Annotated in this window: 14 protein-coding genes and 4 tRNA genes; 16 read left to right on the top strand and 2 right to left on the bottom strand. The window is 36.1% G+C overall.

What is annotated here, in order from left to right; genetic code table 11:
* Positions 1-16 precede the first annotated feature (16 nt).
* Positions 17-706, bottom strand: a complete 690-nt coding sequence (locus tag TTHT_RS06955) for a response regulator (protein WP_201327251.1) — start codon at positions 704-706, stop codon at positions 17-19.
* Positions 684-3,161 carry a sensor histidine kinase gene (locus TTHT_RS06950; RefSeq protein WP_201327250.1) on the bottom strand — a complete coding sequence of 826 codons (2,478 nt, stop codon included), beginning with the start codon at positions 3,159-3,161 and terminating at the stop codon, positions 684-686. The genes TTHT_RS06955 and TTHT_RS06950 overlap by 23 nt, the downstream gene beginning before the upstream one ends.
* A gap of 105 nt (positions 3,162-3,266) precedes the next feature.
* Here TTHT_RS06950 and purM point away from each other — a divergent pair, with 105 nt between their 5' ends.
* The 16 genes from purM to rplL all read left to right on the top strand — a co-directional run bounded on the left by purM (position 3,267) and on the right by rplL (position 11,545).
* Positions 3,267-4,292: a phosphoribosylformylglycinamidine cyclo-ligase gene (purM, locus tag TTHT_RS06945; protein WP_201327249.1), complete on the top strand. Its 1,026-nt coding sequence runs from the start codon at positions 3,267-3,269 to the stop codon at positions 4,290-4,292.
* Positions 4,292-4,909, top strand: coding sequence for a phosphoribosylglycinamide formyltransferase (purN, locus tag TTHT_RS06940; protein ID WP_201327248.1), 618 nt, complete (start codon positions 4,292-4,294; stop codon positions 4,907-4,909). The genes purM and purN overlap by 1 nt, the downstream gene beginning before the upstream one ends.
* Before the next feature lies 1 nt (position 4,910).
* Positions 4,911-6,125: a tyrosine--tRNA ligase gene (gene tyrS, locus TTHT_RS06935; RefSeq protein WP_201327247.1), complete on the top strand. Its 1,215-nt coding sequence runs from the start codon at positions 4,911-4,913 to the stop codon at positions 6,123-6,125.
* 1 nt (position 6,126) lies between these two features.
* Complete coding sequence (locus TTHT_RS06930) at positions 6,127-6,750, top strand: hypothetical protein (protein ID WP_201327246.1); 624 nt, start codon at positions 6,127-6,129, stop codon at positions 6,748-6,750.
* 123 nt (positions 6,751-6,873) lie between these two features.
* Positions 6,874-6,959 (top strand) — tRNA-Tyr (locus tag TTHT_RS06925).
* A 12-nt stretch (positions 6,960-6,971) separates the two neighbouring features.
* Positions 6,972-7,048, top strand: a tRNA-Gly gene (locus TTHT_RS06920).
* A gap of 40 nt (positions 7,049-7,088) precedes the next feature.
* Positions 7,089-7,164: transfer RNA gene (locus tag TTHT_RS06915), tRNA-Thr, on the top strand.
* Between the two features lie 29 nt (positions 7,165-7,193).
* On the top strand, positions 7,194-8,396 hold the full coding sequence (gene tuf, locus TTHT_RS06910; protein WP_201327234.1) for an elongation factor Tu: 1,203 nt from the start codon (positions 7,194-7,196) through the stop codon (positions 8,394-8,396).
* Positions 8,397-8,407: 11 nt separating this feature from the next.
* Entirely contained in the window at positions 8,408-8,560 is a 153-nt protein-coding gene (rpmG, locus tag TTHT_RS06905; RefSeq protein ID WP_201327245.1) for a 50S ribosomal protein L33, read from the top strand.
* A gap of 12 nt (positions 8,561-8,572) precedes the next feature.
* A tRNA-Trp gene (locus TTHT_RS06900) sits at positions 8,573-8,649 on the top strand.
* 16 nt (positions 8,650-8,665) lie between these two features.
* The gene (gene secE, locus TTHT_RS06895) at positions 8,666-8,872 is read left to right on the top strand and encodes a preprotein translocase subunit SecE (protein WP_201327244.1); all 207 of its coding nucleotides are present in this window, start codon (positions 8,666-8,668) and stop codon (positions 8,870-8,872) included.
* 17 nt (positions 8,873-8,889) lie between these two features.
* The gene (gene nusG / locus TTHT_RS06890; RefSeq protein WP_201327243.1) at positions 8,890-9,417 is read left to right on the top strand and encodes a transcription termination/antitermination protein NusG; all 528 of its coding nucleotides are present in this window, start codon (positions 8,890-8,892) and stop codon (positions 9,415-9,417) included.
* A gap of 22 nt (positions 9,418-9,439) precedes the next feature.
* Positions 9,440-9,865, top strand: coding sequence for a 50S ribosomal protein L11 (rplK, locus tag TTHT_RS06885; protein WP_201327242.1), 426 nt, complete (start codon positions 9,440-9,442; stop codon positions 9,863-9,865).
* A gap of 52 nt (positions 9,866-9,917) precedes the next feature.
* On the top strand, positions 9,918-10,610 hold the full coding sequence (rplA, locus tag TTHT_RS06880) for a 50S ribosomal protein L1 (protein ID WP_201327241.1): 693 nt from the start codon (positions 9,918-9,920) through the stop codon (positions 10,608-10,610).
* Between the two features lie 8 nt (positions 10,611-10,618).
* On the top strand, positions 10,619-11,140 hold the full coding sequence (rplJ, locus tag TTHT_RS06875) for a 50S ribosomal protein L10 (protein WP_201327240.1): 522 nt from the start codon (positions 10,619-10,621) through the stop codon (positions 11,138-11,140).
* Between the two features lie 21 nt (positions 11,141-11,161).
* Entirely contained in the window at positions 11,162-11,545 is a 384-nt protein-coding gene (rplL, locus tag TTHT_RS06870) for a 50S ribosomal protein L7/L12 (protein WP_236578188.1), read from the top strand.
* The last annotated feature ends 111 nt before the right edge of the window (positions 11,546-11,656 follow it).

Genomic DNA, 11,656 nt, shown 5'->3' with positions numbered 1-11,656 from the left:
AAATAAACTGGCCGGGTTAATCCCGGTCTTTTTTTGTGTCTTCAATTTTTAACATTTTTATAGATTGTACATATTGGGTTATTTCTATATTTGTAATACCTTTTAATTTTTCAACTGTATTTTTTATTTCTTCTGTTGAATTTTTCATTTTGCTAAAAATTGGAGAGAATTTAGAGTAAAAATCAGGATTCTTTAATGCTTCCTTTTCCAGAATGGACAAATAACTAAAAATAACAGTTAGAGGTTGCCCTAAACTATGTTCAATGGTGACCATAATTTGTTTCAATATTTCAAGCTGTTTCTCAAGGTTTATTTTTCTTAACCCGTCTTCGTACTTTTTAATTTTAATGTGAGCATTAATTCTTGCAATAAGCTCTGTAACACTTTTTACAGGTTTGGCAATAAAATCGTTAGCACCTGATTCAAAGGCTTCTTTCAGTGTTTGTTCAGAATCTTTTGCAGTAAACATAATTACGGGGATGTATTTAAATTCTTCATGGTTTTTTATTTTAGACAAAATTTCTATACCGCTTTCTTCTGGAAGGATAATATCTAAAATTATTAAGTCAACATTGTTGTTTTTTAGAGTTTCAAAAATATTTTTCCCCTCAGGTAGTGTTAGTACTTTGAAATTGTGCATCCCTAATAAAGTTGCAAATGTAAACCTGATATCGGGGTCGTCGTCAACTATTAGAATTGTGCTCATGGCAATCCTTCAATGGTATTGTAATTTTAAAATATGACCCTACATTTTTCTCACTATTAACCATTATCTCTCCCTTAATTATATCGCATAGTTGTTTAACAATATATAGTCCAAGCCCGGAGTTTTTTCTGTTGCCTTTTAAAGATGATGATTCTTGAAAAAAGGGGATAAAAATTTTGTCAAGATTTTCTTTGCTAATTCCTTCCCCTGTATCTTTTACTTCAATTAGCAATTTTTCTTTGTAAAAAGTAATTGCAAGGGTGACAACTCCTCTTTTTGTATATCTGAATGCATTATCAAGTAGGTTTACTATTATTCTGTATATTACAATAGGGTCATGGTAGAAACATGGTTTAGGATTTTTCATTTGAATTCTGAATGTAACATTAGGGTTTTTATTTATTCCCTTAACAAAATTGTTAATATTTTCCATAAATTCATTTGTGTTTATATTTTGTTTTTTTACTACTTCAATCCCATTCTGTTTCATTTTGTTAATTTGAAGTATGTTTTCAAGTAAATTAAGAAGATTAAGGGCGTTTGTTTTAATGGCGCTTACTACATCCTTTTCTTTTTCTGCAGATTGTGGGGTTAATATTTCAGATAATCCTATTATTGAAGTTAGAGGTGTTTTAATTTCATGGGATAGTGTTGATATTATTTCATTATTAATTTTTTCAAATTTTTCTTTCTCCCTTTGGATTTCTGTCAAAGATGATTCCTTACTTTTTTTTCTTAACATAATTTGGAGTATGTTTGCAAAGTTTGATATTGCAAGATTTTCCTTAATGCTCTCTTTTATACTTTTTTTAGTTCCTGAAACCCAGATATATTCCATATTAGGAATTGGTTTCAACTTTGTAGCAAAAATTCTACCTGTTTTTTCATCTTCATATAATTCGAAAACTTTCTCATTTTTTTGAAATAGGACCTTTTTTTTCTTCTTTAAAATGGTTGCTATTTTTTTGCTATTGGTGGTATCTTCAACAAAATATTCGTAAAGAATGTTGATTGAGTTGCCTACTCTATTTAGTTTTCCTATTAATGAAAACTTTAGGTTAAGGTGTTTTGCTATATCACTTAATATGTAATTAATTGATTTTTCTATATTTTTTGTTTTTGTTATTAAGGCAGTGTATTTCTCAGTTAATTTAAGGATTGCTTCCAGTGAAATTCTATTGGTTTTCGATGTGTTTATTTCTGTAAATTTTAGGTTTATCTCATCTCTTTGCGTTTTAAATATTACGGCAAAAAAACTGTTATCTTCAAAGACAATATCAGGGATAATTATGGCTTTTGCAATTGATTTAAAGTTATCTTTTAGTATTGTTTGAAAATAATCAGTAAAAGGCTCAAATGCTTGCTCTAATCCCTTTAATAATTTTATGTTTGATTCAGGCGCGAAAATCTCGTTTAAAAAGATAATGCTTTTTCCAAAATAGTTTTTGAAGTTAGAGTTGGAATAAACAATCTTCATTGTTTTTTTGTTAACCAAAATCACAGGTAGTTGGTAGTTATCAAAAATATCAATCACGCTGTTTTTTCTTTTTAGCCGTAGAATTGATTGATAACAAACTTTTAACAGCCAGTTAAGTTGTTGAATTCTTCTTGGTTCAATGGGAGAATCTGAACTTGCTATAAAAATAAAATCAAATTTTTTTAGATAGTTAATTTTGAAAAAGATAAAATATTTTCCTGAATCAGGTGATGGATTTAAAAATAGACATAATTCCCTGTGTAATGTGAACAATCTTTTTCTTTCAAATTCCTTTTTAATCATTGCAGGCAAATCAATTGTTTTCTCAGATTTTTCGTCTGGTGAAAATACAAGAGAGAGGCAATTATTTTTGTTTATATAAAATCCTGCGGTTTTTAAATGGAGAAGTTTTTTGAAACTCTCAATTCCGGAACTTAAATCTTCAAAGCTTAAAGCAGAAATAATATTTTCCGCTATTTTGCTTATTTCTTTTATGTTGTTTGCGTTTTTTATTGCAAGATTTTCAATAGTGCAGATGTATCCGGGGTTGGTTTCCCCCTTTATTAATGGGTTAATAAAAAGCCTGTACTCTTTGTTTAATATTTTCAGTTTTTCTGTGACACTTTCTAATAAAGAAAGTTTGCTTATGTTTTGTTTGCCAATCTCTACAGCCTTTTTATTTAATTTTTCAAAAAAATTGCTCTCTATAAAATTTGTTATATTTGTTGAAATTGTCTTAAAATTATTGTCAAAAATTATAATTGGCACAGGAATATTTTTTAAAATATCTTCCATAAAGAGAGGCAAAAAATCTTCTTTTGTTGTTTCTGATACAAAAATACAAAAAGAAAATTTGCTGTTGTAGGGGATTAAGATTTTTTTATATCCTTCAATTTTTATTTTTTGAGCAGTTTTATTGTTAAGAATTTCAAAAAATTGATTTTGTGATACGCCGACAAACTTTTTTGAATTTTTCATAATTTACATTATAGAGCATAATCACTTTTTTCTCTATTTTGATTTATATTGACAATTTAAGGCTATGTTAGGATAATTCTTTTATCAAGTTTTATGGAGAAGGGTATGACAAACGAAAACTCAAAATATAAAGAGGCAGGGGTAAATATCGACGAGCAAGATAAAGCTATATCAAGGATAAAAAAAATTGTCGCATCAACTTTTACTTCTAATGTTCTGACTGGTATAGGTTCTTTTGGTACCCTTTTTCAAATTCCAGAAGGTTACACCAACCCTGTTCTTGTTTCAAGTTGTGACGGAGTTGGTACAAAGTTAAAGGTAGCATTCATGACAGGAATTCACGATACTGTTGGTGAAGACCTTGTCAATCACTGTGTAAACGACATTTTTGTGCAGGGTGCTAAACCACTTTACTTTTTAGATTACATAGCAACTGGGAAGTTGAAAGCAGGAGTTATAGAAGATATTGTTTCAGGGCTTGCAAGGGGATGTAAAAACAATGAAATGTCCCTTATAGGTGGAGAAATGGCTGAAATGCCAGGTTTTTATTCTGAAGGGGAGTATGATATCGCAGGCTTTATTACAGGGATTGTTGAAAAAGATAAGGTTATAACAGGTGAAAACATTAAACCTGGTGATTTGATTTTGGGATTTAAATCAACAGGGCTACACACAAACGGTTATTCCCTTGCCAGAAAGATTATATTTGAAGATTTAAAATTAAAAGTAGACGATTATGTTGAAGATTTAGGTTGCACAGTAGGGGAAGAGTTGTTAAAGGTGCATAAAAGTTATTACCCAATACTGAAAGAAGCGGTGGAAGAGGGTATTGTTAACGGCATGGCTCACATAACAGGCGGTGGCTTCCTTGACAATATCCCAAGGGTACTACCTGATAATTGCGATGCAATTATTAAAAAAGATAGAGTGCCTGTTCTTCCTGTTTTTAATTTCCTTGTTGAGAATGGCAATGTATCTAAAAAAGAGGCTTACAGGGTTTTTAATATGGGAATAGGAATGGTTTGCATTGTGTCACCTGAAAATATTGAAAAATTTTACTCTCTTGTTAAGGAAGAGGTTTTTGAAATAGGTGTGATAGAAAGTGGATTTAAAAAGGTGGTTTTAATATAATGGATAAGAGAATCAAGATAGCTGTTCTCCTTTCTGGTACAGGAAGGACACTTGATAATTTTGTAAAAAAAATAGAAGAAGGAAAATTAAAGGCTGAAATTGTTTGTGTTGCTTCAAGCAAAACTACTGCTTTGGGGTTAAAAAAGGCTATAGATTACGGTATTCCTGCAAAGGGTTTTGACATAAAAAATCATAGAGAGTTAAGCGAAGCAATAAACAAATTTATACTTGAATTTAACCCTGATTTAATTGTCCTTGCCGGGTTTTTAAAGATGTACTATATCCCTCAAGGTTATGAAAACAGGGTTATAAATATTCACCCGGCACTAATTCCAATGTTTTGCGGTAAGGGGTTTTACGGTATGAAGGTGCATAAAGCGGTATGGGAAAGCGGGGTAAAGGTTACAGGTTGCACTGTCCATTTTGTAAATGATGAATACGATAAAGGTTTGATAATTGCACAAAGGTGCGTACCTGTGTTTGCAAAAGACACACCGGAAAGTATAGCAAATAGGGTTTTTGAGGCTGAGTGCGAGCTTTATCCTTATGCGATTAACCTTTTTGCAGAAAACAAAATAGAAATTAAAAACAATAAAGTTTATATAGAGGGAGAATAATATGGTGAATGTAAAAGACATGACAATTGAGGAACAACTTGATTACCTTACAAAAGGTGCTGTTGACTGTATCCAGAGGGAAGATTTAAAGAAAAAATTGGAAAGCGGTAAAAAACTGAGGGTAAAGGTGGGTTTTGACCCGACTGCACCTGATTTACATTTAGGGCACACTGTTATTATAAGGAAGATGAAACACTTTCAGGATTTGGGACATGAGGTTGTTTTTCTTATAGGAGATTTTACCGGAATGATTGGAGACCCTTCCGGGAAATCTAAAACAAGGAAACAGTTAACCAAAGAAGAGGTATTAAAAAATGCCGAAACCTATAAAAAGCAAATATACAAGATTTTAGACCCTGAAAAAACAATTATAGAGTTTAACAGCAAATGGCTTGGGGAGTTAGGAAGCGAAGGCTTTATCAGGCTTGCTTCAAAGTACACTGTGGCAAGAATTCTGGAGAGGGATGATTTTTCAAATAGGTTAAAAGAAAACAGGCCTATTGCCCTTCATGAACTTCTCTATCCACTCTGTCAGGGTTACGATTCTGTTGCATTAAAGTGCGATGTAGAATTGGGGGGAACAGACCAGACTTTTAACCTTCTTGTTGGAAGGGATTTAATGAGGGAATACGGGTTGGAACCCCAGGTTGTTATGACAATGCCTATATTAGAGGGGCTTGACGGTATTGAGAAGATGAGTAAATCCCTTGGCAATTATGTTGGAATAAATGAGCCACCTAAAGAGATGTTTGGTAAATTAATGTCTATTTCAGACGATTTAATGTTTAAGTATTATGAATTGCTTACAGATATGACTTTGAAAGAGATAGAGCAGTTGAAAAAAGATGTTAAAGAGGGAAAAAGGCATCCTAAAGATGTTAAAAAACAACTTGCTAAAATGATAATAAGTGACTTCCATTCAAAAGAGGATGCAGATAAAGCTGAAGAGGAATTTGAAAGGGTTTTTGCTAAAAAACAGTTGCCTGACGATATGCCTGAAATAAATATAGACAAGGGAGAATACCCCTTTGCAAGGTTTCTTGCAGACAATGGACTTGCCTCATCAGCATCTGAGGCAAAGAGGCTAATAAAACAGGGCGGAGTTTCCATAAATGGTGAAAAGGTAAGCGACCCATCTTTTGTTTTTAATCCTTCTGAGGGAGAGTATATAATTAAGGTAGGGAAAAGGAGATTTGCTAAGGTTAAGGTGAATTAAATTGATTGAACTTGATTTATCCCTTTCTGTGGCAGAGGTTTTGCCCTGGATTAAGGTAAAACCTGAAAATCTGGACAGTAAGCAAAAGGTTGATATTGAAAGGGCTATAGAAGAGGTAATGCAATTGTCTTCTGTAGCCTATGTTTACAACCTTGATGCAGACCTTGACTTTTTTGAATTTGAGGAATATAAACCACCATTCCCATTAAAAAGGCTTTCCCTTGCATGTGTTACTTTAGGCTCTGATATAGATTCTGCCTTTGAATATTATTCTAAAAAGGGGATGGATTATTTCAGGTATTTGCTTGAAAACTCTGCAAATGCTCTTGTGGAAAAGATAGTTGATTATGTTAATTTTCTAATATGCTCCTCAAAATCTGAGGGTGAAAAACAGAGCTTCAGGAAAAGCCCGGGTATAGGGCGAGTGCCTTTAATTGAGAATAAAAGGATAGCGGAGTACCTTTACCTTGATAAAATAGGGGTTAAAGTTAGGGAAAATTTTTCTCTTTCCCCAAAAAAAACAGTTATATTTTTTGTTGAGTGGGGAGATTTACAGGTAGAACACCATGAGTTTAAAAAGAGGTGCAACCACTGTGGGCAATCCCCCTGTATTTACAGAATATAAAGTATTTTTTTGCTATTGTTGGCTGTTAAAAAAAATTCTATTTTTTATAAAAAATTTTGTTGCAATTTACGAATTTTATGTTAATATTTTTTCTGCCGCGTCTGAAACGCGGTAATAAAAAGTGGGGAGATTCCCGAGCGGTCAAAGGGGACAGACTGTAAATCTGTTGCCGTAAGGCTTCGGAGGTTCGAATCCTCCTCTCCCCACCATTTTTTTTGGTTGCGGGTGTAGCTCAGCTGGCTAGAGCATCAGCCTTCCAAGCTGAGGGTCGTGGGTTCGAATCCCATCACCCGCTCCATTGTATTTTTTTATTTTTTTGAATCTGGAAATGAAAAAATGCCCACGTAGCTCAGCAGGTAGAGCACTTCCTTGGTAAGGAAGAGGTCACCGGTTCAAGTCCGGTCGTGGGCTCCAGTAAATAAAATCTTTTAAAGGAGAGATTTATGGCAAAGGAAAAATTTGAAAGAACGAAACCGCACGTAAACATAGGAACAATTGGTCACGTTGACCACGGAAAAACAACCCTGACAGCGGCAATCACCAATGTGCTTGCTAACTATTTGGGAACAGTACAGCCCAAGTCATTTGATGAAATTGACAACGCGCCAGAAGAAAAGGCAAGAGGAATCACCATCAACACTGCGCATGTAGAATACGAAACAGAAAAAAGGCACTATGCACACGTTGACTGCCCTGGCCACGCAGACTACGTAAAAAACATGATCACCGGTGCAGCACAGATGGACGGGGCAATCTTAGTTGTATCAGCATACGACGGTCCAATGCCCCAGACAAGAGAACACATACTACTTGCAAGGCAAGTTAACGTACCATACATAGTAGTATTCTTAAACAAAGTAGACATGGTAGACGACCCGGAACTCATTGAATTAGTAGAAATGGAAGTAAGAGAGCTTCTCAACGAATACCAATTCCCTGGAGACGAAGTACCAGTAATCAAAGGCAGTGCCTTAAAAGCACTTGAATGCTCCTGTGGAAAAAGAGAATGCCCAAACTGCGGCCCAATCCTTGAACTCATGGACGCAGTAGACGAATTCATCCCACTACCAGAAAGAGACGTAGACAAACCATTCTTAATGCCAATAGAAGACGTATTCTCAATCTCCGGAAGAGGAACAGTTGTAACAGGAAGAATAGAAAGAGGCGTAATCACAACAGGTGAAGAAGTAGAAATCGTAGGAATCAGGCCGACAATCAAAAGAGTAGTAACAGGCGTAGAAATGTTCAGAAAAATCCTTGACAGAGGAGAAGCAGGAGACAACGTAGGACTCTTACTCAGGGGAACAGACAAGAGAGAAGTAGAAAGAGGACAGGTAGTGGCAAAACCTGGAACAATCACACCGCACACCAAATTCGAAGGCGAAGTATACATCCTCACCAAAGAAGAAGGTGGAAGACACAAACCATTCAGAGCAGGTTACAGGCCACAATTCTACTTCAGGACAACAGACGTAACAGGGACAATAGAATTACCAGATGGAAGAGAAGTGGTAATGCCTGGCGACAACCTGACAATCAAGGTAGAACTCATCACTCCGATTGCAATGGAGCAGGGTTTAAGATTCGCAATCAGAGAAGGTGGAAGAACTGTTGGAGCAGGAACAGTTACAAAAATTATTGAGTAATAGGTGGTAAAATGAGAGATATCATTAGTTTGCAGTGCACCGAGTGTAAGAGGAAAAATTACACTACTACAAAGAATAAGAAGAAGATGACTGGAAAGCTGGAGTTGAAAAAATATTGCAGGTTTTGTAGAAAGCACACGGTACACAAAGAAGCCAAAGCGTAAATAAGTATAGGTAGGCCAGTAGCTCTAATTGGTAGAGCATCGGACTCCAAATCCGAGGGTTGGGGGTTCGAATCCCTCCTGGCCTGCCATTTTTAGAGGTGAGAAATGGCAAAAAAGTTAGCAAATTTTGTTCAATGGTTAAAAGATTCCTGGAAGGAGTTGAAAAGGGTTACATGGCCGACCAAGGATGATGTTATTGCAACAACTATAGCTGTCATTGTTTTAACAGTTGTTTTTTCGGCTGCAATTTATGCTTCCGACAAGGTGATTTCCACCGTTGTTGAGTATATCTACAGAGTTTTGGGCACTTAAGCCTTGGGGAGTAAGTAATGGCGTTACAATGGTACATAATTCACACCTATTCGGGATATGAAAACAGAGTAAAGGAAACGCTGGAAAAAAGAATTAAAGCTTTCGGCCTTGAAGATAAAATTACCCAGATTTTGATCCCTACCGAAAAGGTAGTTGAGGTAAAAAAAGGTAAAAAGGTTGAGAGCGTTAAGAAGTTTTTTCCTGGGTATATTTTAATTCAAATGGAGATGGATGACCATCTCTGGCACTTTGTAAGGAACACTCCTAAGGTAACAGGGTTTGTTGGCGGTAAAAAGCCCAAACCTTTAACAGATGAAGAGGTTGAAGAGATTCTCAGCCAGGTTAAAACTTCAAGGGAAAAACCCAAGGCTGAAATTAAATTTGCGCCTAACGATAAGGTTAAAATTATTGACGGTCCCTTTAAAAACTTTATTGGTACTGTTGAAGAGGTTAATGCTGATAAAGGTACTGTAAGGGTTATGGTTACTATATTTGGTAGATCAACTCCTGTTGAGTTAGGTTTTCTTAAGGTAGAGAAAGTATAAATAGAACATAGAGAGGTTTACAATGGCGAAGAAAGTAATTGGACAGATTAAATTACAGATTGAGGCGGGAAAGGCTAATCCTTCACCACCTATCGGCCCTGCATTGGGTCAGCATGGTGTTAATATTATGGATTTCTGCAAGCAGTTTAACTCAAGAACACAGAACCAGATGGGGATGGTAATTCCTGTAGTTATAACTGTTTATCAGGATAGGTCTTTTACATTTATCACAAAAACCCCTCCTGTTGCCAACCTTATTATGAAAGAGTTAGGAATTGAAAAAGGTTCGTCTGAGCCTAATAAGGTAAAGGTTGGTAAGTTAAAGAGGGATAAGGTGAGAGAGATTGCCCAGATTAAGTTGCCTGACCTTAATACAAATGATATTGAGGCAGCAATGAGAATTGTTGAAGGTACCGCCCGTTCAATGGGTGTTACCATAGAGGATTAACTTTATTAAGCCTGACCACGGGCTAAAGTGGTAGATACTAATTGGAGGTGCTATGGCTAAGAGGGGTAAAAAGTATCGTCAGGCGTTAGAGAAGATCGAGCCTAACAAAGAGTACCCCCTTGATGAAGCCATAAAGTTGGCAAAAGAAGTCGCATATGCAAATTTTGATGAAACATTTGAAATTCATATGCGACTGGGTGTAAACCCTAAGTATGCCGACCAGATGGTAAGGGGAACTCTGGTATTGCCCCACGGCACCGGTAAATCAGTTAAGGTTGCTGTTATCGCTTCCGGTGATAAGTACAAGGAAGCAGAGGCAGCCGGAGCAGATATTGTCGGTGGCGAGGATCTTGTTGAAAAGATCCAGGGTGGCTGGATGGAGTTCGATGCTCTAATCGCAACGCCTGACATGATGAGACATGTCGGTAAACTTGGTAGGATTTTGGGTCCGAGGGGATTGATGCCTAACCCGAAAGCGGGAACTGTCACTTTTGATGTGGCTAATGCTGTGAAAGAGTTGAAAGCTGGTAGGATTGAGTACAAGGTTGATAAAACCGGTATTGTTCACAATGCTATCGGTAAAAAGTCTTTTGAAGAGAATCAGTTAATTGAAAACGCAAAGGCGTATATTCAGGCTATAATCAAAGCAAAACCCGCTTCGGCAAAGGGCAGATATATCCACTCAATTTATATTTCAACAACAATGGGGCCTGGAATTAAAATAGACCCTGCCAGTGTTGAGTGAGGTGGACCGTGTTTAAGAAAGAGAAAATAGAATTTGTAAATCAGTTAAAGCAGGATCTGGAAGACGCTGTTTGCCTGTATCTTTTTGAATTCTCAGGTGTTACAGTTAACGAAGATAACGCCTTGAGAATGAAGATAAAAGAAACTGGTGCAACCTACAGGGTTATAAAAAACAGGCTTCTAAAGAAAGCAACTGAAGGGACAAGGTTTGAAGAGGCAACTAAAAACCTTGTAAGAAACACTGTGGTTGCATACACAAAGGAAGACCCTGTTTCTCTTGCAAAAGTTTTGTCAGAATTTGCAAAAGAGAAAGAAACCTTCTTTTTCAAAGGTGGAGTGTTAGAAGAAACTGTTTTAACTCCTGAAATGTTTGAGGAAGTTGCAACCCTTCCATCCAAGGAAGAGCTTGTTGCAAAACTTATGTATCTTCTCAACTACCCGCTTCAAGGGTTGGTTACAGCCCTTCAGGGTATTTACAGGAATTTACCTGTTGTGCTTAATCAGATTGCTAAACAAAAAGAAGAAAACTAACTTTAAAATATGGAGGAAAAAATGGCAAAATTGACTCAGGAAGAAATTATTAATTCAATCAAGGAAATGACAGTTCTTGAGCTTAACAATCTTGTTAAGGCTCTTGAAGAGGAATTTGGTGTAAGCGCAGCTGCAGCAGCTGTTGCTGTTCCTGCTGCTGGTGCAGCTGGTGGTGCAGAAGCTGCTGAAGAAAAGACAGAGTTTGATGTAATCTTGAAGTCAGCTGGCGCTAAGAAGCTTGAAGTTGTTAAAGTTGTTAAGAAACTCACAGGTCTTGGCCTTAAAGAAGCGAAGGAGCTTGTTGACAAAGCACCTAACCCTGTTAAAGAAGGCGCTACAAAAGAAGAAGCTGAAGATATTAAAAAGGCGCTTGAAGAAGCTGGTGCTGAGGTTGAAATTAAGTAATAATTCAGGTAAACATAGAGAGGGCAAAAAATTGCCCTCTTTTTATTTTTTTGGCGACAATTATTTTTTTAAAGTAGAGTTGTGCCTAAATTTTCATATGTGTTTGTATTT

The sequence above is a fragment of the Thermotomaculum hydrothermale genome (assembly GCF_016592575.1).
In the GTDB taxonomy this organism is placed as follows: Bacteria; Acidobacteriota; Holophagae; order Thermotomaculales; family Thermotomaculaceae; genus Thermotomaculum; species Thermotomaculum hydrothermale.
Note: the sequence above shows the minus strand (reverse complement) of the source record. Positions and strands in the feature narration are given on the sequence as shown.